Origin of the sequence: Streptomyces sp. NBC_00341, from assembly GCF_041435055.1 — a bacterium.
Classification (GTDB): domain Bacteria; phylum Actinomycetota; class Actinomycetes; order Streptomycetales; family Streptomycetaceae; genus Streptomyces.
Genome location: NZ_CP108002.1, coordinates 1,734,146 through 1,761,032 on the forward strand (window position 1 = coordinate 1,734,146; position 26,887 = coordinate 1,761,032).

At 67.1% G+C, this 26,887-nt stretch carries 23 protein-coding genes and 3 rRNA genes; 7 read left to right on the forward strand and 19 right to left on the reverse strand.

Annotated elements, in window-relative coordinates; translation table 11 throughout:
* Window positions 1-17 precede the first annotated feature (17 nt).
* The 6 genes from OG892_RS07680 to OG892_RS07705 all read right to left on the reverse strand — a co-directional run bounded on the left by OG892_RS07680 (window position 18) and on the right by OG892_RS07705 (window position 8,778).
* On the reverse strand, window positions 18-761 hold the full coding sequence (locus OG892_RS07680; RefSeq protein ID WP_371628754.1) for a tetratricopeptide repeat protein: 744 nt from the start codon (window positions 759-761) through the stop codon (window positions 18-20).
* The gene (locus tag OG892_RS07685; protein WP_371628755.1) at window positions 761-1,999 is read right to left on the reverse strand and encodes a hypothetical protein; all 1,239 of its coding nucleotides are present in this window, start codon (window positions 1,997-1,999) and stop codon (window positions 761-763) included. The genes OG892_RS07680 and OG892_RS07685 overlap by 1 nt, the downstream gene beginning before the upstream one ends.
* A gap of 366 nt (window positions 2,000-2,365) precedes the next feature.
* Window positions 2,366-2,482: ribosomal RNA gene (gene rrf, locus OG892_RS07690) — 5S ribosomal RNA — on the reverse strand.
* Between the two features lie 111 nt (window positions 2,483-2,593).
* A 23S ribosomal RNA gene (locus OG892_RS07695) occupies window positions 2,594-5,718 on the reverse strand.
* 307 nt (window positions 5,719-6,025) lie between these two features.
* Window positions 6,026-7,551 (reverse strand): 16S ribosomal RNA (locus tag OG892_RS07700).
* The 16S, 23S and 5S rRNA genes sit together here, the layout of an rRNA operon.
* A gap of 585 nt (window positions 7,552-8,136) precedes the next feature.
* Window positions 8,137-8,778, reverse strand: a complete 642-nt coding sequence (locus OG892_RS07705) for a DNA-3-methyladenine glycosylase (RefSeq protein WP_371628756.1) — start codon at window positions 8,776-8,778, stop codon at window positions 8,137-8,139.
* 73 nt (window positions 8,779-8,851) lie between these two features.
* Here OG892_RS07705 and OG892_RS07710 point away from each other — a divergent pair, with 73 nt between their 5' ends.
* From OG892_RS07710 to OG892_RS07720, 3 genes are all read left to right on the forward strand, one after another.
* Window positions 8,852-9,634 carry a sporulation protein gene (locus tag OG892_RS07710; protein ID WP_073739917.1) on the forward strand — a complete coding sequence of 261 codons (783 nt, stop codon included), beginning with the start codon at window positions 8,852-8,854 and terminating at the stop codon, window positions 9,632-9,634.
* A gap of 58 nt (window positions 9,635-9,692) precedes the next feature.
* Window positions 9,693-10,223: a YbhB/YbcL family Raf kinase inhibitor-like protein gene (locus OG892_RS07715; RefSeq protein ID WP_328867553.1), complete on the forward strand. Its 531-nt coding sequence runs from the start codon at window positions 9,693-9,695 to the stop codon at window positions 10,221-10,223.
* Window positions 10,224-10,378: 155 nt separating this feature from the next.
* Complete coding sequence (locus OG892_RS07720) at window positions 10,379-10,885, forward strand: HNH endonuclease (RefSeq protein ID WP_024490345.1); 507 nt, start codon at window positions 10,379-10,381, stop codon at window positions 10,883-10,885.
* Between the two features lie 61 nt (window positions 10,886-10,946).
* Here the strand turns inward: OG892_RS07720 and OG892_RS07725 are convergent, their stop codons facing one another.
* The 4 genes from OG892_RS07725 to OG892_RS07740 all read right to left on the reverse strand — a co-directional run bounded on the left by OG892_RS07725 (window position 10,947) and on the right by OG892_RS07740 (window position 14,199).
* Window positions 10,947-11,714 carry a sulfite exporter TauE/SafE family protein gene (locus OG892_RS07725; RefSeq protein WP_073739913.1) on the reverse strand — a complete coding sequence of 256 codons (768 nt, stop codon included), beginning with the start codon at window positions 11,712-11,714 and terminating at the stop codon, window positions 10,947-10,949.
* 62 nt (window positions 11,715-11,776) lie between these two features.
* Window positions 11,777-12,715, reverse strand: a complete 939-nt coding sequence (locus OG892_RS07730) for an SPFH domain-containing protein (RefSeq protein WP_073739911.1) — start codon at window positions 12,713-12,715, stop codon at window positions 11,777-11,779.
* A 156-nt stretch (window positions 12,716-12,871) separates the two neighbouring features.
* Window positions 12,872-13,303 carry an NfeD family protein gene (locus OG892_RS07735; RefSeq protein ID WP_073739909.1) on the reverse strand — a complete coding sequence of 144 codons (432 nt, stop codon included), beginning with the start codon at window positions 13,301-13,303 and terminating at the stop codon, window positions 12,872-12,874.
* 98 nt (window positions 13,304-13,401) lie between these two features.
* Entirely contained in the window at window positions 13,402-14,199 is a 798-nt protein-coding gene (locus tag OG892_RS07740) for an ABC transporter ATP-binding protein (protein ID WP_073739907.1), read from the reverse strand.
* Window positions 14,200-14,397: 198 nt separating this feature from the next.
* On the opposite strand from OG892_RS07740, the gene OG892_RS07745 reads away from it, so the two are divergent.
* Window positions 14,398-15,177 (forward strand): hypothetical protein, encoded by a 780-nt coding sequence (locus OG892_RS07745; RefSeq protein WP_073739905.1) that lies wholly within the window; start codon window positions 14,398-14,400, stop codon window positions 15,175-15,177.
* A gap of 93 nt (window positions 15,178-15,270) precedes the next feature.
* Here the strand turns inward: OG892_RS07745 and OG892_RS07750 are convergent, their stop codons facing one another.
* From OG892_RS07750 to OG892_RS07760, 3 genes are all read right to left on the reverse strand, one after another.
* The gene (locus OG892_RS07750) at window positions 15,271-15,522 is read right to left on the reverse strand and encodes a chaplin (protein WP_073739903.1); all 252 of its coding nucleotides are present in this window, start codon (window positions 15,520-15,522) and stop codon (window positions 15,271-15,273) included.
* 149 nt (window positions 15,523-15,671) lie between these two features.
* Window positions 15,672-16,316: a response regulator transcription factor gene (locus OG892_RS07755; protein ID WP_123469011.1), complete on the reverse strand. Its 645-nt coding sequence runs from the start codon at window positions 16,314-16,316 to the stop codon at window positions 15,672-15,674.
* Complete coding sequence (locus OG892_RS07760; protein WP_371628757.1) at window positions 16,309-17,460, reverse strand: GAF domain-containing sensor histidine kinase; 1,152 nt, start codon at window positions 17,458-17,460, stop codon at window positions 16,309-16,311. The genes OG892_RS07755 and OG892_RS07760 overlap by 8 nt, the downstream gene beginning before the upstream one ends.
* A gap of 429 nt (window positions 17,461-17,889) precedes the next feature.
* Between OG892_RS07760 and OG892_RS07765 the strand changes: the two genes are divergently transcribed.
* On the forward strand, window positions 17,890-18,630 hold the full coding sequence (locus OG892_RS07765; protein WP_073739898.1) for a transglycosylase SLT domain-containing protein: 741 nt from the start codon (window positions 17,890-17,892) through the stop codon (window positions 18,628-18,630).
* Between the two features lie 96 nt (window positions 18,631-18,726).
* On the opposite strand, the gene OG892_RS07770 is transcribed toward OG892_RS07765, so the two are convergent.
* The gene (locus OG892_RS07770; protein WP_371628758.1) at window positions 18,727-21,387 is read right to left on the reverse strand and encodes an FHA domain-containing protein; all 2,661 of its coding nucleotides are present in this window, start codon (window positions 21,385-21,387) and stop codon (window positions 18,727-18,729) included.
* Between the two features lie 287 nt (window positions 21,388-21,674).
* Here OG892_RS07770 and serB point away from each other — a divergent pair, with 287 nt between their 5' ends.
* Complete coding sequence (serB, locus tag OG892_RS07775) at window positions 21,675-22,931, forward strand: phosphoserine phosphatase SerB (protein ID WP_073739894.1); 1,257 nt, start codon at window positions 21,675-21,677, stop codon at window positions 22,929-22,931.
* A gap of 132 nt (window positions 22,932-23,063) precedes the next feature.
* Here the strand turns inward: serB and OG892_RS07780 are convergent, their stop codons facing one another.
* From OG892_RS07780 to OG892_RS07795, 4 genes are all read right to left on the reverse strand, one after another.
* Window positions 23,064-23,582 (reverse strand): histidine phosphatase family protein, encoded by a 519-nt coding sequence (locus tag OG892_RS07780; protein ID WP_073739893.1) that lies wholly within the window; start codon window positions 23,580-23,582, stop codon window positions 23,064-23,066.
* Window positions 23,583-23,656: 74 nt separating this feature from the next.
* On the reverse strand, window positions 23,657-23,863 hold the full coding sequence (locus OG892_RS07785) for a hypothetical protein (RefSeq protein ID WP_073739891.1): 207 nt from the start codon (window positions 23,861-23,863) through the stop codon (window positions 23,657-23,659).
* 162 nt (window positions 23,864-24,025) lie between these two features.
* Window positions 24,026-24,136 (reverse strand): SGM_5486 family transporter-associated protein, encoded by a 111-nt coding sequence (locus OG892_RS07790; protein WP_260147507.1) that lies wholly within the window; start codon window positions 24,134-24,136, stop codon window positions 24,026-24,028.
* Window positions 24,137-24,162: 26 nt separating this feature from the next.
* Window positions 24,163-25,449: an MFS transporter gene (locus OG892_RS07795; RefSeq protein WP_328867550.1), complete on the reverse strand. Its 1,287-nt coding sequence runs from the start codon at window positions 25,447-25,449 to the stop codon at window positions 24,163-24,165.
* Between the two features lie 132 nt (window positions 25,450-25,581).
* Between OG892_RS07795 and OG892_RS07800 the strand changes: the two genes are divergently transcribed.
* Entirely contained in the window at window positions 25,582-26,256 is a 675-nt protein-coding gene (locus OG892_RS07800) for an FCD domain-containing protein (RefSeq protein WP_327336237.1), read from the forward strand.
* 85 nt (window positions 26,257-26,341) lie between these two features.
* Here OG892_RS07800 and OG892_RS07805 read toward each other — a convergent pair whose 3' ends face one another.
* On the reverse strand, window positions 26,342-26,728 hold the full coding sequence (locus OG892_RS07805; protein WP_371628759.1) for a hypothetical protein: 387 nt from the start codon (window positions 26,726-26,728) through the stop codon (window positions 26,342-26,344).
* Window positions 26,729-26,887 lie beyond the last annotated feature (159 nt).

The following is a 26,887-nucleotide window of genomic DNA, read 5'->3' on the forward strand; positions in this document are numbered from 1 at the left end:
CGCCCTCTTCTCAAGCGTTACGCCTTGACCGGACCGTCCTCGTCATCCTCGTCGTCCTCGTCGTCTTCGTCATCCTCTTCATCGAGGTCGCCCGAGACGGCGGGTGCGGCTGCGGACGGAGTGGCGGCGTCCTCGTCATCGTCGCCGAGGGCATCGACGAACTCGACACCGTCCAGCTCGGCAAGGCGGTCCGACGCGTCGGTCGAGCCGTCCTTGTCGGCCTCCAGGGCTTTCCCGAACCACTCGCGCGCCTCGTCCTCGCGACCGGCGGCCAGCAGCGCGTCCGCGTACGCGTAGCGCAGTCGCGGCGTCCACGGGTGGACGGCGCTGGAGGCCAGCTCGGAGCTCTGCAGGGTCACGATGGCGGCATCGATCTGCCCCATGTCGCGACGGGCCCCGGCAGCGACCAGCCGCATCTCGACCTGTCCGGCCTTGTCCAGCTTCTGCACCTCGGGCTCACCGGCCATGGCCATCGCCCGCTCCGGCCGCCCGAGTCCGCGCTCGCAGTCGGCCATGACCGGCCACAGCTCCACGGATCCGGTCATCCGACGGGACGCCCGGAACTCCGCGAGCGCCTCGGCGTACTTCTGCGTCGCGTAGGCGGCGAAGCCCGCCGCCTCACGAACGGCGGCGACCCGCGAGGCCAGTCGCAGGGCGATGCGCGAGTACGCGTACGCCTGCTCGGGGTCCTCGTCGAGCAGCCGGGCCACCATGACCAGGTTCCGGGCGACATCCTCGGCCAGGGTCTTGGGCAGGCTCATCAGCTCCTGCCGGACATCCTTGTCGATCTCGTGGCCGGTGACCTCGTCGGGGATGGGAAGCCGCTTGATCGGCTCGCGCTCACGCTCGTCCCGCCGCTCGTACCCACCACGGTCGTCGCGGCCGCGGTAGCCACCCCGGTCGCCCTCATCGCGCCGACCACGGAAACCGCCGGAAGCGCCTCCCCGGCTGTCGTCACGCCGAGGCGCACGATCCCGGTCACCACGGTTGTCGTCGCGGCGGAAGTTGCCGCCACCACTGCTGGGCCGGCTGTCGTCCCGACGGAACCCACCACCGGAAGAGCCACCACGGCTGTCGTCCCGACGGAACCCACCACCGGAGGAGCCACCACGACTGTCGTCCCGACGGAACCCACCACCGGAGGAGCCACCACGACTGTCGTCCCGACGGAACCCACCACCGCTGGAACCACCACGACTGTCGTCCCGACGGAAGCTGCCGCCGGTGGAACCGCCACGGTTGTCGTCGTCGCGACGCGGCCCACGGGGGCGGTCGTCACGACGCTCGAACCCACCGCCCGAACGCCCACCACGGTCATCATCCCGACGCGGAGCCCGATCATCACGACGGAACCCACCACCGGACGAACCACCACGGCTGTCGTCCCGACGGAACCCACCACCAGTGGAACCGCCACGGTTGTCGTCGTCGCGACGCGGCCCACGGGGGCGGTCGTCACGACGCTCGAACCCACCGCCCGAACGCCCACCACGGTCATCATCCCGACGCGGAGCCCGATCATCACGACGGAACCCACCACCGGACGAACCACCACGGCTGTCATCGCGACGGAACCCACCACCAGTGGAACCACCACGATTGTCGTCGCGGCGGAAGTTGCCGCCACCACTGCTGGGCCGGCTGTCGTCCCGACGGAACCCACCACCGGAGGAGCCACCACGGCTGTCGTCGCGCCGGGGGCCACCACCGCTGGAACCGCCACGATTGTCGTCCCGACGGAAGCCACCGCCGGTGCTGCTGCCGCCACGGGGGCGGTCGTCACGACGCTCGAACCCACCGCCCGAACGCCCACCACGGTCATCATCCCGACGCGGAGCCCGATCATCACGGCGGAACCCACCACCAGAGGAACCACCACGGCTGTCATCGCGACGGAACCCGCCACCAGCGGAACCGCCACGGCTGTCGTCCCGGCGGAAGCCACCACCGGACGAACCACCACGGCTGTCGTCACGCCGAGGCGCACGATCCCGGTCACCGCGGTTGTCGTCGCGACGGAAGTTGCCGCCACCGCTGCTGGGCCGGCTGTCGTCGCGGCGGAAGCCGCCGCCGCTGTTGGTGGGCCGGCGGTCGTCACGCCGGTCCGCCCCGCGGTCGTTGTCCCGACGCTGGCCGCCTGACCGGTCGTCACGACCACCGCTGAAGCCGCCCCGGTCACCGCCGTCGCGGCGACGCGGCTCGCGCTCCGAACGATCGTCGGGAGAGTTGGTGGACATCGGTGGTGCTCCTGTCATCGGGTACTACAGACATTCTTGCGCAGCCGGACACCCGACGCGCTTCGACAAAACAAAAAGGACCCTTGGTCCCAGCGTTGAACGCTGGGACCAAGGGTCCTTCAAAGATTGTTCGGCGGCGTCCTACTCTCCCACAGGGTCCCCCCTGCAGTACCATCGGCGCTGAAAGGCTTAGCTTCCGGGTTCGGAATGTAACCGGGCGTTTCCCTAACGCAATGACCACCGAAACCCTATCGGGTTCTAGCGAACAAGCACACTTTTCAATTAAGTAGTGAAGCTGTTCAACCGGTGCGATAACTGTTCGCAACCCGGGAACAACACAGTGGACGCGAGCAACTGAGGACAAGCCCTCGGCCTATTAGTACCAGTCAGCTCCACCCGTTACCGGGCTTCCACATCTGGCCTATCAACCCAGTCGTCTACTGGGAGCCTTAACCAATCAAGTTGGTGGGAATACTCATCTCGAAGCAGGCTTCCCGCTTAGATGCTTTCAGCGGTTATCCTTTCCGAACGTAGCCAACCAGCCATGCCCTTGGCAGGACAACTGGCACACCAGAGGTTCGTCCGTCCCGGTCCTCTCGTACTAGGGACAGCCCTTCTCAATATTCCTACGCGCACAGCGGATAGGGACCGAACTGTCTCACGACGTTCTAAACCCAGCTCGCGTACCGCTTTAATGGGCGAACAGCCCAACCCTTGGGACCGACTCCAGCCCCAGGATGCGACGAGCCGACATCGAGGTGCCAAACCATCCCGTCGATATGGACTCTTGGGGAAGATCAGCCTGTTATCCCCGGGGTACCTTTTATCCGTTGAGCGACAGCGCTTCCACAAGCCACTGCCGGATCACTAGTCCCGACTTTCGTCCCTGCTCGACCCGTCGGTCTCACAGTCAAGCTCCCTTGTGCACTTACACTCAACACCTGATTGCCAACCAGGCTGAGGGAACCTTTGGGCGCCTCCGTTACTCTTTAGGAGGCAACCGCCCCAGTTAAACTACCCATCAGACACTGTCCCTGATCCGGATCACGGACCCAGGTTAGACATCCAGCACGACCAGAGTGGTATTTCAACGACGACTCCACAACCACTGGCGTGGCCGCTTCAAAGTCTCCCACCTATCCTACACAAGCCGAACCGAACACCAATATCAAACTATAGTAAAGGTCCCGGGGTCTTTCCGTCCTGCTGCGCGAAACGAGCATCTTTACTCGTAGTGCAATTTCACCGGGCCTATGGTTGAGACAGTCGAGAAGTCGTTACGCCATTCGTGCAGGTCGGAACTTACCCGACAAGGAATTTCGCTACCTTAGGATGGTTATAGTTACCACCGCCGTTTACTGGCGCTTAAGTTCTCAGCTTCGCCGACCCGAAAGTCAGCTAACCGGTCCCCTTAACGTTCCAGCACCGGGCAGGCGTCAGTCCGTATACATCGCCTTACGGCTTCGCACGGACCTGTGTTTTTAGTAAACAGTCGCTTCTCGCTGGTCTCTGCGGCCACCCCCAGCTCACCGAGTAAATCGGATCACCAGTGATGGCCCCCCTTCTCCCGAAGTTACGGGGGCATTTTGCCGAGTTCCTTAACCATAGTTCACCCGAACGCCTCGGTATTCTCTACCTGACCACCTGAGTCGGTTTAGGGTACGGGCCGCCATGAAACTCGCTAGAGGCTTTTCTCGACAGCATAGGATCATCCACTTCACCACAATCGGCTCGGCATCAGGTCTCAGCCTTAATGTGTGACGGATTTACCTACCACACGGCCTACACCCTTACCCCGGGACTACCACCGCCCGGGCTGGACTACCTTCCTGCGTCACCCCATCGCTTACCTAATACAAGTCTGGTTCGTCGGCTCCACCACTACCCTCAACTCCGAAGAGATCGGGCCGGCTTCACGGACTTAGCATCGCCTGATTCAGTACTGGGCGTTTCAAAGCGGGTACCGGAATATCAACCGGTTGTCCATCGACTACGCCTGTCGGCCTCGCCTTAGGTCCCGACTTACCCTGGGCAGATCAGCTTGACCCAGGAACCCTTAGTCAATCGGCGCACACGTTTCTCACGTGTGTATCGCTACTCATGCCTGCATTCTCACTCGTGAACCGTCCACAACTCGCTTCCGCGGCTGCTTCACCCGGCACACGACGCTCCCCTACCCATCCCAGCCCCCGTTGGGGGTATGTGCTGGAATGACACGACTTCGGCGGTACGCTTGAGCCCCGCTACATTGTCGGCGCGGAATCACTTGACCAGTGAGCTATTACGCACTCTTTCAAGGGTGGCTGCTTCTAAGCCAACCTCCTGGTTGTCTCTGCGACTCCACATCCTTTCCCACTTAGCGTACGCTTAGGGGCCTTAGTCGATGCTCTGGGCTGTTTCCCTCTCGACCATGGAGCTTATCCCCCACAGTCTCACTGCCGTGCTCTCACTTACCGGCATTCGGAGTTTGGCTAAGGTCAGTAACCCGGTAGGGCCCATCGCCTATCCAGTGCTCTACCTCCGGCAAGAAACACACGACGCTGCACCTAAATGCATTTCGGGGAGAACCAGCTATCACGGAGTTTGATTGGCCTTTCACCCCTAACCACAGGTCATCCCCCAGGTTTTCAACCCTGGTGGGTTCGGTCCTCCACGAAGTCTTACCTCCGCTTCAACCTGCCCATGGCTAGATCACTCCGCTTCGGGTCTTGAGCGCGCTACTAAATCGCCCTATTCGGACTCGCTTTCGCTACGGCTTCCCCACACGGGTTAACCTCGCAACACACCGCAAACTCGCAGGCTCATTCTTCAAAAGGCACGCAGTCACGACTGCATGTGCAAGCACATACAGCGACGCTCCCACGGCTTGTAGGCACACGGTTTCAGGTACTATTTCACTCCGCTCCCGCGGTACTTTTCACCATTCCCTCACGGTACTATCCGCTATCGGTCACCAGGGAATATTTAGGCTTAACGGGTGGTCCCGCCAGATTCACACGGGATTTCTCGGGCCCCGTGCTACTTGGGTGTCTCTTAAACGAGCCGTTAATGTTTCAGCTACGGGGGTCTTACCCTCTACGCCGGACCTTTCGCATGTCCTTCGCCTACATCAACGGTTTCTGACTCGTCTCACAGCCGGCAGACTGTGAAAAAGAGATCCCACAACCCCGCATGCGCAACCCCTGCCGGGTATCACACGCATACGGTTTGGCCTGATCCAGTTTCGCTCGCCACTACTCCCGGAATCACGGTTGTTTTCTCTTCCTGAGGGTACTGAGATGTTTCACTTCCCCTCGTTCCCTCCACACTGCCTATGTGTTCAGCAGCGGGTGACAGCCCATGACGACTGCCGGGTTTCCCCATTCGGACACCCCCGGATCAAAGCTTGGTTGACAGCTCCCCGGGGCCTATCGTGGCCTCCCACGTCCTTCATCGGTTCCTGGTGCCAAGGCATCCACCGTGCGCCCTTAAAAACTTGGCCACAGATGCTCGCGTCCACTGTGCAGTTCTCAAGCAACGACCAGCCACCCATCACCCCATCCTTACCGGATGAGTTCACTGGGGCCGGTGTTTGAAGGCGACCTTGCGGCCATACCTTCAGACACCCAACAGCGTGCCCAGTACCTGCAATTCAGTCGGTTCGTTTTCCACGCTCCGAGGAGCAGTACTTACGAACCGGTTGAACCACCGGTACTGAATAGTCAACGTTCCACCCATGAGCTAACCACCGCCGAACATTTGCCGGCGTAGTGGCTCTGGATTCCTTACGGAATCTAGATGCTCCTTAGAAAGGAGGTGATCCAGCCGCACCTTCCGGTACGGCTACCTTGTTACGACTTCGTCCCAATCGCCAGTCCCACCTTCGACAGCTCCCTCCCACAAGGGGTTGGGCCACCGGCTTCGGGTGTTACCGACTTTCGTGACGTGACGGGCGGTGTGTACAAGGCCCGGGAACGTATTCACCGCAGCAATGCTGATCTGCGATTACTAGCAACTCCGACTTCATGGGGTCGAGTTGCAGACCCCAATCCGAACTGAGACCGGCTTTTTGAGATTCGCTCCGCCTCGCGGCATCGCAGCTCATTGTACCGGCCATTGTAGCACGTGTGCAGCCCAAGACATAAGGGGCATGATGACTTGACGTCGTCCCCACCTTCCTCCGAGTTGACCCCGGCAGTCTCCTGTGAGTCCCCATCACCCCGAAGGGCATGCTGGCAACACAGAACAAGGGTTGCGCTCGTTGCGGGACTTAACCCAACATCTCACGACACGAGCTGACGACAGCCATGCACCACCTGTACACCGACCACAAGGGGGGCACCATCTCTGATGCTTTCCGGTGTATGTCAAGCCTTGGTAAGGTTCTTCGCGTTGCGTCGAATTAAGCCACATGCTCCGCTGCTTGTGCGGGCCCCCGTCAATTCCTTTGAGTTTTAGCCTTGCGGCCGTACTCCCCAGGCGGGGAACTTAATGCGTTAGCTGCGGCACCGACGACGTGGAATGTCGCCAACACCTAGTTCCCAACGTTTACGGCGTGGACTACCAGGGTATCTAATCCTGTTCGCTCCCCACGCTTTCGCTCCTCAGCGTCAGTAATGGCCCAGAGATCCGCCTTCGCCACCGGTGTTCCTCCTGATATCTGCGCATTTCACCGCTACACCAGGAATTCCGATCTCCCCTACCACACTCTAGCCTGCCCGTATCGACTGCAGACCCGGGGTTAAGCCCCGGGCTTTCACAACCGACGCAACAAGCCGCCTACGAGCTCTTTACGCCCAATAATTCCGGACAACGCTTGCGCCCTACGTATTACCGCGGCTGCTGGCACGTAGTTAGCCGGCGCTTCTTCTGCAGGTACCGTCACTTTCGCTTCTTCCCTGCTGAAAGAGGTTTACAACCCGAAGGCCGTCATCCCTCACGCGGCGTCGCTGCATCAGGCTTTCGCCCATTGTGCAATATTCCCCACTGCTGCCTCCCGTAGGAGTCTGGGCCGTGTCTCAGTCCCAGTGTGGCCGGTCGCCCTCTCAGGCCGGCTACCCGTCGTCGCCTTGGTAGGCCATTACCCCACCAACTAGCTGATAGGCCGCGGGCTCATCCTTCACCGCCGGAGCTTTTAACCTTCCCCCATGAGAGGGAAAGTGTTATCCGGTATTAGACCCCGTTTCCAGGGCTTGTCCCAGAGTGAAGGGCAGATTGCCCACGTGTTACTCACCCGTTCGCCACTAATCCACCCCGAAGGGCTTCATCGTTCGACTTGCATGTGTTAAGCACGCCGCCAGCGTTCGTCCTGAGCCAGGATCAAACTCTCCGTGAATGTTTTCCCGTAATCGGGATCACAACACGAGAGCGGAACAGCCGAGTCGGAATAAGACCGACTGTTCACTGTGTCCTCGCTATGTGCATTGCCTGGTAGAACCCATAACTGGGTCTGCCAGGACTTTCAAAGGAACCTCGAACCTGCCGAAGCAGGTCGGGGTATCAACGTATCTGGCGTTGACTTTTGGCACGCTGTTGAGTTCTCAAGGAACGGACGCTTCCTTTGTACTCACCCGCAGAACATTTTCTGGGGCTTTCCTCCGGGCGCTTCCCTTCGGTCTTGCGTTTCCGACTCTATCAGACTCTTTCGTGTCCGATTCCCGGTCGAAGCGGGATTGCTTTCCAGGAATTCGCTTTCGCGCTTTCCCTTTCGGCGTGTTCACTACTTTAGCCGATTCCCCCGGTGACTCATAATCGAGTCAATGGACGGGATTTCGGCATGCCGAAATCCGCACCCGCTGGGGTGAGTCGTAGGTAGTGGTTGGCCGCTTCGAGTTGCCCGGCATCAGGTCCGATGGACCAAACCGTTCGCTGTACCCGTGTCAAGCGGCTCGGACTACATTAGGTGCCCCGGATGGGCGAGTCAAGTTGACCTTCGGCGTGGTGCGTGCGCCCGGTACGGGCTCACGGTGGGGTCGCCGTCGACCCAGAAACGCCACGGGTGGGTGGCTCCGTCACCGCCCACTCCGGTGCGCGGACCGTTGCGTACCTGGTCGCGCGGGGGCGGGGTGCCGCGCAGTACCGAGAGGACGGCGCCCGGGTGGGCGATGGCGTCGGCGCCGTCGAGCGCGCGGTCGATGTCCAGAGCCGTCGCGAGTCGGGCCGGCCCTTTGGCCAGTTCCCGGTCATTGCGGGCCGAGAGTCGACGTTTACGGGTGAGCTCTGCGCCCGTACGGATGTCGCCCGCCCTCAGCAGCACACCGCTCGCCATGCCCTCCGGTCCGCACACCAGGTTGAGGCAGTGCCACATGCCGTAGGTGAAGTAGACGTACGCGTGGCCGGGCGGCCCGTACATCACGCCGTTGCGCGCGGTCCGGCCCCGGAAGGCGTGCGAACCGGGGTCGATCTCCCCCGCGTACGCCTCCACCTCGGTGAGACGCAGCTCGATGGGGCCCTCCGGTGTGCTGCGGACCAGCGTCCGGCCCAGCAGATCCGGCGCCACGTCCAGCACGGGGCGGTCGAAGAATTCCCGCGTCAGCGGCGTACGTTCCTGGCCCTCGATCATGGAGTCCGAGGCTACCGGGAACCGACTACGGTCATGGCGCGTATGTAGGGGTCAGGACCTAGGAGGAGAAAACATGGGCTTCAAGCGGCTGCTCGCGAGCATGGGTGCCGGTGGCGCCTCGGTGGAGACGGAGCTGACCGAGCTCAACGTCGTACCGGGTGGGGTCGTCCAGGGCGAGGTACGGGTCCAGGGCGGTTCTGTGGACCAGCAGATCGAGGGGCTCTCCGTCGGGCTGCAGGCCCGGGTCGAGGTCGAGGGCCAGGACCAGGAGACCAAGCAGGACATCGAGTTCACCAAGCTGCGGCTCGGCGGCGCGTTCGAGGTCAGGGCGGGCGCGGTGCACGTCGTGCCGTTCGGGCTCGAGATCCCCTGGGAGACGCCGATCACGATGTTCGCGGGCCAGCACCTGCACGGGATGAACATCGGGGTGACCACGGAGCTGGAGATCGCACGGGCGCTGGACTCCGGGGACCTGGACCCCGTCAACGTGCACCCGCTGCCGGCGCAGCAGGCCATCCTGGACGCCTTCGGGCAGCTGGGCTTCGGCTTCCGCAGCGCCGACATGGAGCGCGGGAACATCCGCGGTACGCGTCAGCGGCTGCCCTTCTACCAGGAGATCGAGTTCTTCCCGCCGTCGCAGTACCGGGGGCTGAACCAGGTCGAGCTGACGTTCGTCGCGGACGACCGTGAGATGGACGTCGTGCTGGAGATGGACAAGAAGCCGGGTCTCTTCAGCGAGGGCAGCGACTCCTACCGGGCCTTCAAGGTGGGTCTGAACGACTACCAGGGGACCGACTGGGCGGCTTATCTGAACCAGTGGCTCGCCCAGGTCGGCGGTCAGCGCAACTGGCTCTAGGGTCGGTGGGGAGACCTGCCGATACCGGAACCGGAACCGCTACAGGAGAGGTGCTGACGTGACCCAGCCGAAGAGGGCGCCGCTGCCGCACGACTTCCATCCCGAGGTCCCCTCGTTCACCGTGGTGAGCGAGGACCTCGCACCGGGGGCCGTGCTTGCGGACGCACAGGTGCAAGCGGCGGGGAACACCTCGCCGCAGCTGCGGTGGGAGGGGTTCCCGGCGGGGACGAAGAGTTTCGCCGTGACGTGCTTCGACCCGGACGCTCCGACCGGCAGCGGGTTCTGGCACTGGGTGCTCTTCGACATCCCCGCGTCCGTCACTGAGCTGCCGGCCGGTGCGGGCGGCGGGAAGTTCGACGGGCTGCCCGCGGGCGCCGTGCACGTCCGCAACGACTACGGGTCGAAGGACTTCGGCGGTGCGGCGCCGCCGCCCGGCGAGGACCACCGGTACGTGTTCACCGTGTACGCGGTGGACAGCGAGAAGCTCGGACCGGACAGCGACGCGTCGCCCGCTGTGGTCGGTTTCAATCTGCGCTTCCACACGCTGGGCCGCGCCCAGCTGGTCGGTGAGTACGCCGGGCCTGCCTGAAGCCCGGAAAGTCGATAGATCCCCCCTGTTTGCCCTGCCCTGGTCGTGGAGAGATCAGGGCAGGGCACTTTTTATTGCGTTGTCCATTGCGGCCTGCCCGGCCAGAGTTGATCCGGGCCTGCCAGCTGGTGGGCGGCACACGGGAGGTGGGCGGGATGCGGGACACGCTGGTGCTGAATGCGAGCTTCGAGCCGCTGTCGACGGTGACGCTGAATCGCGCGGTGGTGCTGATTCTGCAGGACAAGGCCGTCGTCGAGCAGTCCCATCCCGGCCTCCGCATGCGTGGTGCCGCCGTGGATATTCCGGTGCCCAGGGTGATCAGGCTCTGCCGGTACGTGAGGGTGCCGTTCCGAAGACACGCCCCGTGGTCCAGAAGGGGTGTGCTCATCCGGGACCAGCACCGGTGCGCGTACTGCGGGCGGCGGGCGAGCACCGTCGACCACGTGGTGCCGCGTGCCCAGGGGGGTCAGGACACCTGGCTGAACACGGTGGCCTCCTGCGCCGAGGACAACCACCGCAAGGCGGCCCGTACGCCTGAGCAGGCGGGGATGCCGCTGTTGCGGCAGCCGTTCGTGCCGTCCCCGGCCGATGCGATGCTGCTGGCGCTGGGGGCCGGTGACCGGTCGGCGCTGCCGGAGTGGCTGGCGCAGTCGGCGGCGTAGTGGGTCTACGCCGGATGCGGTAGCCAGGGCCCGTCTCCGTGCCGAGACGGGCTGCCGCGGGTCAGCGGAGCAGCAGTTGGACGATGGCGGCCGTTCCGACCGTGACGATGAGGGCGCGCAGGAAGGCGGGGCTCAGCCGGCGGCCGACCTTGGCGCCGATCTGGCCGCCGAGCGCGGAGCCGATCGCGATCAGTACGACGGCGGTCCAGTTGAAGTCCGCCACGAAGAGGAAGAACAGCGCGGCGATGCTGTTGACGACGGCGGCCAGGACGTTCTTCACGGCGTTGAGGCGCTGCATGGTGTCGTCGAGCAGCATGCCCATCAGGGAGAGGTAGATGATCCCCTGGGCCGCGGTGAAGTAGCCGCCGTAGACGCTGGCGAGCATCAGGCCGATGAAGAGCAGCGGGCCGCCGTCGGGGCGGGCCGGCACGCCGGTGTGTTCGCGGCGGCGCTGGACGGCTTTGCTGATGCGTGGTTGCAGGATGACCAGGACGAGGGCCATGGCCACCAGGATCGGGACGATGGTCTCGAAGGCCGTGGACGGCAGCGCGAGCAGCAGGGTGGCGCCGGTCAGTCCGCCGATGAGCGCGCCCACGGCGAGCTTCAGAACGCGTGGGCGCTGCCCTTCGAGCTCCTTGCGGTAGCCGATCGCGCCGCTGATGGAGCCGGGGATCAGGCCGAGTGCGTTGGAGACCGTGGCGGTGACCGGGGGCAGACCGGTGGCGAGGAGCACCGGGAAGGTGATCAGCGTTCCCGAACCGACGATCGTGTTGATCGTGCCCGCGCTGATGCCCGCGGCGAAGACCGCGAGCATCTCCCAGATGGACATCCCGAATCCCCCGTGACTGGTCGGTGCTTGGTGCACTGATCATGCCCGAGGGGGTGTACACGTCAGTCGACGGGGGGCTGCTCCCGGCGCTCCTTGCTGGAGTCACCGGTGTTGAAGCCGGGCATGCCGGTGCCGAGGTTGCCGAAGGCGCCGCTGAGGCCCTTGAGGGCGTCGCCGATCTCGCTGGGCACGATCCAGAGCTTGTTGGCGTCGCCCTCGGCGATCTTCGGCAGCATCTGGAGGTACTGGTACGAGAGGAGCTTCTGGTCCGGGTCACCGGCGTGGATCGCCTCGAAGACCGTACGGACAGCCTGCGCCTCGCCCTCCGCGCGCAGGGCGGCGGCCTTGGCCTCACCTTCGGCGCGCAGGATCGCGGACTGCTTCTCGCCCTCCGCGGTGAGGATCGCGGACTGCCGCGTTCCCTCGGCCTGGAGGATCGCGGCGCGCTTGTCACGGTCGGCGCGCATCTGCTTCTCCATCGAGTCCTGGATGGAGGTGGGCGGCTCGATCGCCTTCAGCTCGACGCGGTTGACGCGGATGCCCCACTTGCCGGTGGCCTCGTCGAGGACTCCGCGCAGGGCGGCGTTGATCTCCTCGCGGGAGGTGAGCGTCCGCTCCAGGTCCATGCCGCCGATGATGTTGCGGAGCGTGGTGACGGTGAGCTGCTCGATGGCCTGGATGTAGCTGGCCACCTCGTACGTCGCGGCCCTGGCGTCGGTGACCTGGTAGTAGATGACCGTGTCGATGTTGACGACCAGGTTGTCCTGGGTGATCACCGGCTGCGGCGGGAAGGGCACGACCTGTTCGCGGAGGTCGATCCGGTTGCGGATCGAGTCGATGAACGGGACGACGATGTTCAGGCCCGCGTTGAGGGTGCGGGTGTAGCGGCCGAAGCGCTCCACGATGGCGGCGCTGGCCTGTGGGATGACCTGGATCGTCTTGATCAGAGCGATGAAGACGAGCACCACCAGAATGATCAGGACGATGATGATCGGTTGCATCGTTTCCTCGTGCCCTTCGGTTGCCGACGGATCGCGATGATCGAGGTCGAGATCGTGTGAGGGGCCGTGGGTCAGGTCGGTTGTCCTGCCGGTCCGGTTCTCATGATGATCGACATCGAGTCTGACAGAACGGGCTCTGCCGTGTGGGCTGTTCGGTCACATGACGACGGCTGTGGCCCCGTCGATGTCGACGACATCGACCTGTTGGCCCGGTTCGTAGCTCAGTTCCGCGTCCAGGGCGCGGGCCGACCAGATCTCCCCGGCCAGCTTGATCCGCCCGTCCTCGCCGGTGACCCGTTCCAGGACGACTGCCTGGCGGCCTTTCAACGCGTCGATGCCGGTGGCCAGATGGGGCCGGTCGGACCGGTGCCGGTTGGCGATCGGCCGGACCACGGCGATCAGCGCCACCGAGACCAGGACGAAGACCAGTACCTGGGCCACGATTCCGCCGCCGAGGGCCGCGACCACCGCCGCGGCGACCGCTCCAACGGCGAACATGCCGAACTCGGGCATCGCGGTCAGGACGAGTGGGATGCCCAGTCCCACCGCGCCGATCAGCCACCACACCCATGCGTCGATGATGTCCACCCGGCCATCGTATGACCGGGAGCACCTCCGCCGACAGGGCGCAAGCGGGCGGGTACGCCCCCGGAGTGCCCGTCAAGTGCCGGGCGGTGGCCCGGATCTCAGCCGAGCGGGAGGCCGCGGGCGGTGTAGCGGTCGCCCTGGTGCTCGACTACGAGCGGCAGGCCGAAGCAGAGAGAGAGGTTACGCGAGCTGAGCTCGGTCTCCATGGGGCCGGCGGCGAGCACCTTGCCCTGGCGGATCATCAGGACGTGGGTGAAGCCGGGGGCGATCTCCTCGACATGGTGGGTGACCATGATCATGGAGGGGGCGTACGGGTCGCGGGCCAGTCGGCCGAGGCGGCGGACCAGGTCCTCGCGTCCGCCGAGGTCGAGACCGGCGGCGGGCTCGTCGAGGAGCAGCAGTTCGGGGTCGGTCATCATGGCGCGGGCGATCAGGGTGCGCTTGCGCTCGCCCTCGGAGAGGGTGCCGAACTTCCGGTCCAGGTAGTCGGTCATGCCGAGCCGGTCGAGGAAGGCGCGGGCGCGGTCCTCGTCGACCTTGTCGTAGTTCTCGTTCCAGGTGGCGGTCATGCCGTAGGCGGCGGTGAGCACCGTCTGCAGGACCGTCTGCCGCTTGGGCAGCTTCTCCGCCATGGCGACGCCCGCGATCCCGATGCGGGGGCGCAGGTCGAAGACGTCGGTTCCGACGCCGCCGAGCCGCTCGCCGAGGACCGTGGCGCTGCCCTTGCTGGGGAAGAGGTAGCTGGACGCGACGTTGAGGAGGGTGGTCTTGCCGGCGCCGTTGGGGCCGAGGATGACCCAGCGCTCCCCCTCCTTGACCGACCAGGAGACGTCTTCCACCAGAGCGCGTCCGTCGCGGACCACGGATACGTCCACCAGCTCCAGTACATCGCTCATGAGCGCGTTGTCTCCCCATGCAGTTTCGTGATCGTCGCGTGCCTGTGGGCACAGCTCCCAGGGAAAACCTACGCCACCGCGGGAGAGCTTCGGGCGCTGGGCCCGTCGTCGCACGGTTGTCGTGCGGTCCCCGGCCCGTCCCGGACCGGGTCCGGCCGGGGTGAGACAGGGGCCGGGTCCGTTCCTTAGGGTGTTGCCATGCTTTCGGAACCACGCTCAGGGCTGTTGGCCGCTTGGGGAAACGCGCTGCTGGCCGGACTCGTCTCGCCGGACGACGCGGCCCTCGCCATCGTCGGGGAGGACGCGGTGCACCGCGTCGAGGGGCTGCCGGGGGAGGCGGGGCCGGTCGGCCTCACGCTCGCCCTGGGGCGGCTGCGGGGGCTCGGGGTGACCGGTTTCCGGGTCGCTCTGCCGGTTCCCGGGCATCCGCTGGGGCTCAGCGGTCCCCCGGATTTCAACGCGAGGGCGCTGGAGGCCGAGGAGGCGGTGGTGACCTACGGCGCGCCGTACGGGCTGGTGCCCGAGGTGCGCGAGTCGGGGCCCGCCGGGGATCTCCACGTCGCCGTGGCGTGGCACTGCCTGGCCGTGCGGGAGGCGCCGCCGGCCGATGTGCCCTCACTGGGCGAGGCGGAGCGGGAGCTCGCGGAGGCGTTGCGGGACGCGACGACGGCGCTGTCACGGCTCGACGTGGCGGGCTCGGGGCCGGTGGCCGAGGCGGCGCTGGACGCGTACCGGGCGCGGGCGGAGCAGGGGCGCGAGGTGCTCGCCCCGGGGTATCCGCCACGGGCGGTGCGGGTGCTGGAGCTGGCGCAGCGGGTCGGGCTGCTGGTCGCGCTGGCGTACGAGAACGGGCCCGGCGGGGCGGTGAGCGCCTCGGAGATGGCGGCGCGGGGGGAGGCGCTGCGGCCGGTGGAACGGGTGGCCCGGCGGGCGCAGGTGGCCGCGTACAACGCGTATGTGGAGGAGCGGGCGCGGTAGCGGGGCGGGGCCCGGGAGTGCGGCCTGTTGCACCTCGGTCGCCGGGCGGGCCTTCGTGAAGGCCCGCCCGGTGGTGACGCGGTGTGCGTGGCGTCAGCCGTTCAGGCCGAAGTTGCCGAAGGCCGGGTTGAGCAGGCCGATCACGTTGACCGTGTTGCCGACCACGTTCACCGGCACGTGGACCGGGACCTGCGCGAGGTTGCCGCTGGCCACGCCCGGGGAGTGGGTCGCGACACCGTGGGCGTCCGCACCGCTGTGACCGGTGGCGGAGGCCGCGCCGGCACCGGCGGCGATGATGCCGCCGGCGATCATGGTGACGGCAGCGGCCTTCTTCAGGTTCTTCACTTCAGGATCCTCCTAGCGTCGCTGCGGCCGGCCGCCGCAGCACGCCTTGGAGAACGCCCCGGCGCCGGAGGAGATGCGCCGTTCGAGTGACATACACCCGACAGTATGAATCTCAGCCCGGTCGCGGGCGGCCCGCTCGGCCCGCCCCGTCAGCCCGCCGCCCCGTGCCGGACCGCCCAGAGCGCGGCCTGGGTGCGGTCGGAGAGGTCCAGCTTCATCAGAATGTTCGAGACGTGCGTCTTGACGGTCTTCTCCGAGAGGACGAGCGCCCGCGCGATCTCCCGGTTGGAGCGGCCGTCGGCGATGAGGCCCAGCACTTCCCGCTCCCGTTCGGTGAGGGTGCTTCCCCGGCCCGTACCGCTGCCCGGGTCGTCCTGGGCGAGGAGCGCTCCCGCCACTTCCGGCTGGAGCAGGACATGGCCCGCGTACACCGAGCGGATGGCGCCCGCCAGCGCGTCCGGGTCGACGTCCTTGTAGACGTACCCCGAGGCTCCGGCGCGCAGGGCGGGGACGACGGTGCGCTGTTCGGTGAAGCTGGTGACGATCAGCACCTTGGCAGGGTTCTCCAGCTCCCGGAGCCTGCGCAGCGCCTCTATGCCGTCGGTGCCGGGCATCTTGATGTCCATGAGCACCACATCGGGGCGCAGCTCCTCGGTCCTGGCCACTCCCTCGGCACCGTCGGAGGCCTCGCCGACGACCTCTATGTCGTCCTGGATCTCCAGGAACGTACGCAGACCGCGGCGGACCACCTGGTGGTCGTCGACCAGCAGCACCCTGATGATCCTGTCAGCCACCGGGTACCTCCATCTCGATCGTGGTGCCCTTGCCGGGCGCCGATTCAACGGTGAGCTTCCCGCCGACACCGCTCGCGCGGTCCCGCATCGAGACCAGGCCCAGATGCCGCCCCGCCCGACGGGTGGCCGCCGGCTCGAAGCCGCAGCCGTCGTCGGCGATCCGGAGCACCGTGCCGCCGTCGCCGCCGCGTACGAGGGTGACGCCGACGTGGTCGGCCCCCGAGTGACGCAGAGCGTTGTGCAGGGCCTCCTGGGCGACCCTGAGCAGCGCTTCCTCCTGTGCGGCGGGCAGCGCCCGCACGCCCAGGCTCTCGAAGGTGACCCGGGCCGTGTGGGCGCGGTCCAGGACCTGGATCTGGGTGCGGAGGGTGGCGATCAGGCCGTCCTCGTCGAGCGCGGCGGGGCGCAGCTCGACGACGGCCGCCCGCAGCTCGTCCACCGCCTCCGCCGCGAGGGCGGCGACCTGCTGGAGCTCGCCCTTGGCGCGGGCCGGGTCGCGGTCGACCAGGGTGGCGGCGGCCTGGGCGGTGAGCCGCAGGGAGAACAGCTTCTGGCTGACCGCGTCGTGCAGCTCGTGGGCGAGGCGGGAGCGCTCCTCCGCGATGGTGAGCTCGCGGCTGCGCTCGTAGAGCCGTGCGTTGGTGAGGGCGATCGCCGCGTGCTGGGCGAGGATGCCCAGCAGCTCCTCGTCGTCGGCGGTGAATCCGCAGCTGCCCTCGGGCTTCGGACAGCGCTTGTTGGCGAGGAAGAGGGCGCCGATGGTCTCGTCGCCGTCCCTGATGGGCAGGCCCAGGAAGTCGGACATGTCGGGGTGGGCGGACGGCCAGCCCTCGAAGCGGGGGTCCTTGCGGACGTCGGCGAGCCGCTCGGGCTTCGCCTCGTGCAGCATCGCGGCGAGGATGCCGTGCTGCCGGGGAAGCGGGCCGATCGCCTTCCACTGTTCGTCGCTGACACCGTCGACGACGAACTGGGCGAAGCCGCCGTGGTCGTCGGGGACGCCGAGCGCCGCGTACTCGGCGTCGAGCAGCTCGCGGGCCGAGGCGACGATCGTCTTGAGGACGTCCCGCATTTCCAGGTGCCGGCTCATGGCGAGCAGTGCGGCGCTCACCGCCGCAAGGCCACCCGCCGGTGGGCGATGGGTCATGGCCTCACCGTACCGGCGGGTCACAGGCCCCGTATCGGCCTGTGGACGGCCACCGATTAGGACGCAGGGACTAGGACCTCCCGGCCGAAGTGGCGCGCCGGGCCCGGAGCGGCAGGGAAACGGAAGCTCACACTCCGGATTGCTTCAGCAACAGTTGGTGAGATTGATACCCGGCCGATGTGAGGCCTCGCATAGGACCTGGGTCACTTACGAAGTCACCTAGTGGACAAATAAGGGCGATATGGGCGAGTGGAAGTCCGGTTTGCACCGTTCGAACCGGGGTCGGGCCCACTACCCGGCTTCGTACGTCACACCTTTGCCACACCATTTTGCGGTCGCTAAGAATTGCAATCGTCCCCGACGGAGATGCGATGCCGCTTCCCGTCTTCGTCCTCCGTGAGGACTTCCGCGATTCGAAGAGGTACCTGCATGTCCGCGTCCAGCATTTCCGGCCGTCTCCGTCGTATGAACAAGACCCAGAAGCTCTCCGCCGCCGGTATATCCGCCGTCGCCGCCGCTGCGCTCTCGTTGTCGCTGGTGCCCGGTAACGCCGATGCCGAGACCGAGCCGCAGGCCATCTCCGGCGCCCCCGTCGTCTTCGCGTCCGCCGCCGGCGCCTCGCAGGCCAAGACGATCCAGTCCAGCGTCATCGAGCAGCACTCCACCGCCGAGCAGCTGATCAAGGCGTCCGACGCCGCGAAGGCGAAGAAGGCCAAGTCCGTCTCGAAGGAGAAGGCCAAGAAGGCCAAGGCGAAGGCTCACGCCAAGGAGAAGGCCAAGGCGAAGAAGGCCGCGTCCAAGCGCGGTAAGCAGGGAGCCAGCCGTTCCGAGTCCCGTACCCCGGTCTTCTCGAACAACCTGGACGGCTGGATCAAGGAATCCCTGTCCATCATGAAGGCCAAGGGCATCCCGGGCACCTACGACGGTCTGCACCGCAACATCATCCGCGAGTCCAGCGGCAACCCGAAGGCCATCAACGACTGGGACGTCAACGCGGTCAACGGTGTCCCGTCGAAGGGTCTGCTCCAGATCATCAAGCCGACCTTCGACGCCTACCACGTCGGCGGTACGCCCCACGACCAGTACGACCCGATCGCCAACATCACCGCGTCGGCCAACTACGCCGCCGACAAGTACGGCTCGATCGACAACGTCAACAGCGCGTACTGAGTCCACTCCGGTACGCCGTGACACACGCCGAAGGGCGGCACCCCGCGCGGGGTGCCGCCCTTCGGCGTCGTACGGTGCGCGACCGCGAGGCGGCGGCTACTTGCGCATCACCTCGGGCTCGTGGCGGCGCAGCAGCCGCGCGACCGCGAACCCGCAGATGACACCGAGGAAGACCAGCACCCCGATGTTGATCCCCCACTGGCTCACCGAGTGCTCCCACAGCGGGTCCAGGTCGGTGGGGTTCTTCTGGTCCCACGGCGGCATGAGGTGGGCGAGGTCGAGGGTCGAGCCCGCGGCCGCGATCGCCCAGCGGGACGGCATCAGCCAGGCGAACTGCTCCAGGCCCAGCGATCCGTAGACCTGGAAGAGGATGCCGGTGAAGACCACCTGGACGATCGCGAACATGACCAGCAGCGGCATGGTCTTCTCGGAGGTCTTCACCAGCGAGGAGATCACCAGGCCGAACATCATCGAGGTGAAGCCGAGCGCGATGATCGTCACGCAGAGCTCGACGGCCGGCGGCATGATCAGGCCCTCCGCCGGCAGATCGCGGGTGGCGAAGCCGATGCCGCAGATGATGACGCCCTGGAGGGCCGTGATCATGCCGAGCACGATCACCTTGGACATCAGGTAGGCGGAGCGGGAGAGGCCGGTGGCCCGTTCCCGTTCGTAGATCACCCGTTCCTTGATCAGCTCTCGTACGGAGTTGGCCGCCCCGGAGAAGGTCATGCCGATCACCAGGATCAGCATGATCGTTCCGGCGTCGCTGTTGAACCGGGACGGCGCCTTGGGCGGGCCCAGGCCGAAGTCCGACGGAATGACCACGCTGACCACACCGAGCACCGCGGGCAGGATCACCATCAGGCCCATGAAGCCCTTGTCGGACGCGATCACCGACAGATAGCGGCGCATCAGCGTCCACAGCTGCGTCACCCAGCCCTGCGGCTTCGGCGGGCGCATCTGCTGGTGCGGGGGCATGTGTACGGACTGCGCGGCGACGGAGTCGATGTCCGCGGCGTACATCTGGTAGTGCTGCGAACCGCGCCAGCGGCCCGCCCAGTCGTAGTCGCGGTAGTTCTCGAACGCGGAGAAGACGTCGGCCCAGGAGCTGTAGCCGAAGAAGTTGAGCGCTTCCTCCGGCGGACCGAAGTAGGCCACGGCGCCACCGGGCGCCATCACCAGGAGCTTGTCGCAGATGGCCAGCTCGGCGACCGAGTGCGTGACGACGAGGACGGTACGGCCGTCGTCGGCCAGACCGCGCAGCAGCTGCATGACATCGCGGTCCATGCCCGGGTCGAGGCCGGAGGTCGGCTCGTCCAGGAATATCAGCGAGGGCTTGGTGAGCAGCTCCAGGGCCACCGAGACGCGCTTGCGCTGGCCGCCGGAGAGCGAGGTGACCTTCTTGTCCTTGTGGATGTCGAGCTTGAGCTCGGCGAGGACTTCCAGGATCCGGGACTGCCGCTCGGCCTCTGTGGTGTCGGCGGGGAAGCGGAGCTTGGCCGCGTACTTGAGGGCCTTGGTGACCGTGAGTTCCTTGTGCAGGATGTCGTCCTGCGGAACCAGGCCGATGCGCTGGCGCAGCTCGGCGAACTGCTTGTAGAGGTTCCGGTTGTCGTAGAGGACTTCGCCCTGGTCGGCGGGCCGGTAGCCGGTGAGCGCCTTGAGCAGGGTGGACTTTCCGGAGCCGGACGGGCCGATGACGCCGATCAGCGACTTCTCCGGGACGCCGAACGAGACGTCCTTCAGGATCTGCTTGCCGCCGTCGACCGTCACGGTGAGGTGGCGGGCGGCGAAGGAGACCTCGCCCGTGTCGACGAATTCCTCGAGCCGGTCACCGACCAGCCGGAACGTCGAGTGACCGACACCGACGATGTCGTTCGCGCCGATGAGCGCGGAGCCGGACTTGGAGAGCGGCTGGCCGTTGACGTACGTGCCGTTGTGGGATCCGAGGTCACGGATCTCGAAGCGGCCGTCGGGCGTCGCGTGGAACTCGGCGTGGTTGCGCGAGACCTGGAGGTCGGAGACGACCAGTTCGTTCTCCAGCGCACGGCCGATGCGCATCACCCGGCCGAGAGCCACCTGGTGGAAGGTGGTCGGGCTGCGGTCGCCGTAGACCGGTGACGCCCCCGCCGCGCCGCCGGCCCCGCCACTCCCGGGGTTGTTCGCCATGCCCTGCTGCGGTCCGTGGGACTGCTGCGGCGCCTGGGGCGCCTGGGGCGCCTGGGGCGCCTGGGGCGCCTGCTGCCAGGCCTGCGGCTGCTGTCCCTGGCCCTGTCCCGGAATCTGCTGCTGGCCCGGAGTCTGCTGCTGCCCCGGAATCTGCTGTCCGGGATTCTGCTGTCCCGGCCAGCCGGGTCCGCCCTGCTGCGGCTGCTGCGGTTGCGGCTGCTGCGGCGGGGTCTGCTGCGACTGCTGGGCCTGGCCCCCGGCGGCGGCCTGCCCGCTGTACACACCGGCAGCGGTGAGGCTCAGCCGGGGCCCGTCGGTGGCATTGCCCAGGTGCACCGTGGAGCCGGGGCCGATCTCCAGCTGGTGGATTCGCTGGCCCTGTACATAGGTGCCGTTGGTGCTGCCGTGGTCCTCGATGGACCAACCCCGGCCGTTCCAGCTGATCGTGGCGTGCCGCCACGACACCCTGGCGTCATCGATCGTCATGTCGCCCTGCGGATCACGTCCGAGGGTGTACGACCTGGACGGATCGAGCGTCCAGGTCCTGCCATTCAATTCCAGTACGAGTTCCGGCACTCCGCGCCCCACTAGTTGTCCCCCGATTACCCCCGTTGCAGGGAGTCTAGGGATGCTGAACATCGTGGGGAACTATTCCAGGAGCAGTCCCCGATACGAAAGCCGGGCGGGGGTTTGACCCTGCCGAGACCTGCACTGTTATGGCTTTGACGCCAACAAAACGGTCATCTACCGACACAACTGGCCATGAACGATTGCGGATCGTGCTGAATTATCTGGTTGGGGGTATCGGGACGGACTGTCCGGCACTCGGGACGGACCGTCGGGGGCGCGTCGTGGACCGATACGGTGGGCACACCATGAGCGCATCTCAGCCACCTCAGTCCTCGCCGTCTCCTGAGTCCCCTGAGTCACGTCAGGGCATCGACGCACCGACCCTTCTCGTGAAGATCTTCGGGAAGGACCGTCCCGGTATCACCGCCGGGCTGTTCGACACCCTCGCCGCCTACTCGGTCGATGTCGTCGACATCGAGCAGGTCGTCACCCGTGGCCGCATCGTCCTGTGCGCGCTGGTCACCGCCCCGGTCGCGGGCGGCACCACGGAGGGCGACCTGCGGGCCACCGTGCACAGCTGGGCCGAGTCGCTGAAACTGCAGGCCGAGATCATCTCCGGTACGGGCGACAACCGTCCCCGTGGCGACGGCCGCTCCCATGTGACGGTGCTCGGGCACCCGCTGACCGCGGAGTCGACCGCCGCCATAGCGGCCAGCATCACCTCGACCGGCGGGAACATCGACCGGATCTTCCGGCTGGCGAAATACCCGGTCACAGCCGTCGAGTTCGCGGTGTCCGGCACCGGAACGGAGGAGCTGCGGACCGCGCTGGCCACCGAGGCCGCCGAGATCGGCGTCGACGTGGCCGTGGTCTCCGCCGGGCTGAGCCGCCGCGCGCAGCGGCTCGTCGTGATGGACGTCGACTCGACCCTCATCCAGGACGAGGTCATCGAGCTCTTCGCGGCGCACGCCGGCTGTGAGGCGGAGGTCGCCTCGGTCACCGAGCAGGCGATGCGCGGGGAACTCGACTTCGAGCAGTCGCTGCACGCCCGGGTGGCGCTGCTGGCGGGACTCGACGTGTCCGTGGTGGAGAAGGTCCGCGCCGAGGTACGGCTGACGCCGGGCGCCCGGACCCTGATCCGTACGCTGAAGCGGCTCGGCTACCAAGTAGGCGTCGTCTCCGGCGGGTTCACGCAGGTGACGGACGATCTCAAGGAACGACTGGGGCTCGACTTCGCCTCTGCCAACACTCTGGAGATCGTCGGCGGCAAGCTCACCGGCCGGGTGACCGGGCCCATCGTCGACCGGGCCGGCAAGGCCCGGCTGCTGCGCAGCTTCGCCGCGGAGGCCGGGGTGCCGCTGGCGCAGACCGTGGCGATCGGCGACGGGGCCAACGACCTGGACATGCTGAACACCGCGGGGCTCGGCGTGGCGTTCAACGCGAAGCCGGTGGTCCGCAGGGCCGCGCACACGGCGGTGAACGTGCCGTTCCTGGACACCGTGCTCTACCTGCTCGGCATCACCCGCGAGGAGGTCGAGGCCGCCGACGGTCTCGTCGAATAGGAAGCCGGGGGCGGTGCGCCCCGGACAGCATGGAGGGCCCCGGTGCGCGAGCGGAAGCTCGTGCGCCGGGGCCCTCCTCACGATCAGCCGGGACCCTCTTCACGATCCGGTGAGACGGACAGCCGTCAGCTGTCAGTCGTTCGGGGTCCAGTACTCGGTGAGCTTGCCGATTCCGTGCTCGACGCCCTTCCAGGTACCGGAGAACTCGACCACGGCGAACGCGGCGGTCGGGAAGCCGCCGCGGGTCATCCGGGCCAGGGCGTCGCCCTCCGAAGCGCCCGAAAGGGCATCGGCGAGCGCGTGCATACCCGGGTTGTGCCCGATCACCAGCAGGTTGCGGACCTCGTCGGGCGTCTCGTTGACCAGGGCGATCAGCTCGCCGAGCGAGGCCTCGTACAGCCGCTCCTCGTACACGGTCCTGGGGCGCTCCGGCATCTCGTGCACGGCCAGCTTCCACGTCTCGCGCGTCCTGGTGGCGGTGGAGCAGAGGGCCAGATCGAAGGCGATCCCCGAATCGACGAGTCTGCGGCCTGCCACGGGTGCGTCCTTGCGGCCGCGTTCCGCGAGCGGGCGCTCATGGTCGGAGTCCTGCGACCATTCCGCCTTCGCGTGCCTGAGAAGGACAATCCTGCGAGGTGTATCGACGCTCATACACCTCAGCTTCGCACGAATCGTGCCAGCTGGCGCAGGGTGTTGGAGGGCCCGCCCGGGAACGGCCGGTGGCATCAGCGGGTCAGCAGGTCCACGATTCGCTCCAGCAACTGGCCCACCGCCGAATCGTCCGCCGCCGCGTGCGCCTGCCCCGGTGCGACGACCAGCAACAGCAGCGCGCCGAAGGCCACGGCGGGCAGCGCGACGGCCCACCAGGGCAGCCTGATCTCGACACCGCCCGCATCCGGGCGGGTGGACCGGGTGTGTGTACGGGCCGGCATGTCCGCCTCCGGGGGTCATCGGGTCTGATACCTGAGAACCTACGGATCCGGCGGCGTCCGGCCCATCCGGTGACCCACCCACTTCACCCTGACCCTGACCCCCTAGGGGATGGTGGGGGTAGCACCACCATCGTCCCGCCGGAGCCGGGCGGGCGCGAACCGTCAGGGAGAGGCGAGGGTGGCGATGACGGCGATGACGATCGAGATCAGCACCATCGCCCCGAAGACGAGCAGGAGCTTCTTCTGACCGTTCTGGGGATTCGGGTCGAGCACAGGAGACATGGCCCCAGTCTCGCATCTCAGCATTCGTCCTCGATCGTCCGGTCCCGGCCCGCCAGCGTGCCGACCACCATCTGCGGCACCATCAGGGCCGCCATCAGGCCGATCGGCAGCCCCCAGCCGCCGCTGTGCTGGTAGAGCACGCCGACGAGGAGCGGGCCGGGGATCGAGATGAGATAGCCGCAGGACTGGGCGAAAGCGGACAGCCGCACCACTCCGGCGCCGCTGCGCGAACGCATGCTGATCATCGTGAGGGCGAGCGGGAAGGCGCAGTTCGAGACGCCCAGGAGCACCGCCCAGGCCCAGGACCCGCCGGACGGGGCGAAGAAGAGACCCGCGTAGCCGAGGAGGCCGCACGAGCCGAGGAAGACGACGATCGGGCCCTGGTTGCGCATCCGGGCCGCGACCCGGGGGATGACGAAGGCGAGCGGGACGCCCATCGCCATGGTGACGGCGAGCAGGACGCCCGCGGTACCGGCCGAGACCCCGGCGTCGCGGAAGATCTGCGGCATCCAGCCCATGGTGATGTAGGCGGCGGTGGCCTGGAGGCCGAAGAAGCAGGCGAGGGCCCAGGCGGTGCGGCTGCGGGTGATCCTGAGCTCCGGTGCCCGCTCCTGCTGGGCGGAGGGCTGCCCGGAGGCGGCGCGCCGGTCCCGTACCAGCGGGATCCAGGGCAGGATCGCGACGGCGGCGAGCGCGGCCCAGATACCGAGCCCCGCCTTCCAACTGCCGCCCATCGCCTCGGTCATGGGGACGGTCACGGCGGCGGCCAGCGAGGTGCCCAGGGCCAGGGCCATGGAGTAGAGGCCGGTCATGGAGCCGACCCGGTCCGGGAACCAGCGCTTGACGATCACCGGCATCAGTACGTTGCTCACGGCGATGCCCATCAGGGCGAGGGCGCTCGCGGCGAGGAATCCGGCCGTGCCGCCGACGAGGGGCCGGATCACCAACCCCGCGGTGATGGCGGTCATGCCCGCGCAGACGACCGCGCCGGGGCCGAAGCGGCGGGCCAGGCGCGGCGCCATGATGCCGAAGACCGCGAAGCAGAGGGGCGGTACGGAGGTGAGGACCCCCGCGACGCTCCCGCTCATGTGCAGCCCGTCGCGCACCTCTTCGAGGAGGGCGCCGAGGCTGGTGATGGCGGGGCGGAGGTTGAGCGCGGTGAGGACGAGCCCGACGGCGACCAGGCGGAGCACCCACGCCGCGGGACCGGCCGGGGTGACGGGGGCGTCGGTTCCGGGGGCCGTCGGAGTGGCGGGACTCAGCGTCCCGGTCGGGGTCTGGGGAGGGGTTTCGTCGTCACGCATGAGGTCATCATAGAATCATGGGATGATTGATTGTCCAATCCTCGTCAATCCTCTGAGAGCATGCGGACACCCGGGAGCGGCGCGACCGCCGAGAACACAGCCCCGGCCCCGGACACCCGAGCAAGGAGCACCATGGCGCTGACGTCCCCGCGGCGTTCGGCACTCGCCGACCAGGTGATTGACCAGCTGAGGAACCAGATCACCTCGGGCGAGTGGCCCGTGGGCTCGCGCATCCCCACCGAACCCGAGCTGGTCGAACAGCTGGGGGTGGCCCGTAACACCGTGCGCGAGGCGGTGCGCGCGCTCGCGCACAACGGCCTGCTCGACATCCGGCAGGGCTCGGGCACCTATGTGGCCGCCACCAGCGAGCTGGCCGGGGTGATGCACCGCCGGTTCGCGTCCGCCGATCCGCGCCATGTCGCCGAGCTGCGCTCGACGCTGGAGTCGTCGGCCGCGCGGCTGGCCGCCGCCCGGCGCACAGACCGGGACCTGAAGCAGCTGGACGCGCTCATGCGGCGCCGGGAGGAGACCTGGGCCGCCGGGGACGCGGAGGCCTTCGTGGCGGCGGACGCGACCCTGCATCTGGCCGTCGTGGCCGCCTCCCACAACGACGTGCTGACCGGGCTATACGCCGACCTGGGTGACCTCCTGCGGGAACACGTCCGGGACGACGTCGGTCATGAGCTGCGGCCGGAGAACCACATGGACCACGGGCGGCTGGTCGAGGCGATCCGCGCCGGTGACGCGGAGACGGCCGCGGAGGAGGCCGCGAGCCACGCGCTCACCTGCCTGGCGGACCGGGTCTGAGACATGGGGCCGGGTCCGCACCGGGTCCGAGATAGCAGGACGACTCCGCACGGGGTCCGAGACATGGGGCCGGGTCCGCACCGGGTCAGGTCGCCGGGCGGGTCTCGTTCGAGTGGGTGACCCAGGCGGAGCGGACCTCCTTCCAGCAGCGGTCGTCCAGTCGCACCGTCCGCCCCGGTCCGACGGCGACCGGCCTGGAGTCCGCGTCGATGTCCCACCAGCGGGCGCAGTCGGTGTGCAGCTGCACCCGGTCGGTGGACGGGTACGGGTTGTGGCAGTAGGCGATGACCCGGGAGCCGTGGACCGACGTACGGCATTCGGCGCCGGAGGGTTCGGGCTCGGGCGCGGGTGGTGCGGCCGCTCCGGCGGCTCCGACGTGCCCGGCGGCGTACAGGGCGCCAGGGACGAGCAGTCCGGCGACGACCGCGGAGGCCGCCAGCAGGGACCGGGTTCGGTGACGTGTGCCGCGCACAGCGATCTCCTCCCCTGGGGCCTGACCAGAAGTCCGGTTCCTCCACATTCTGCGGTGGATCGACCAGGTTTTCGACCTGAGTGCCGAGAGGCCGGGCGGGGCAAGGGAAACGGCCGCGCACCGCCTCGGGGGAGGCGGTGCGCGGCCGTGGTGCGCGAG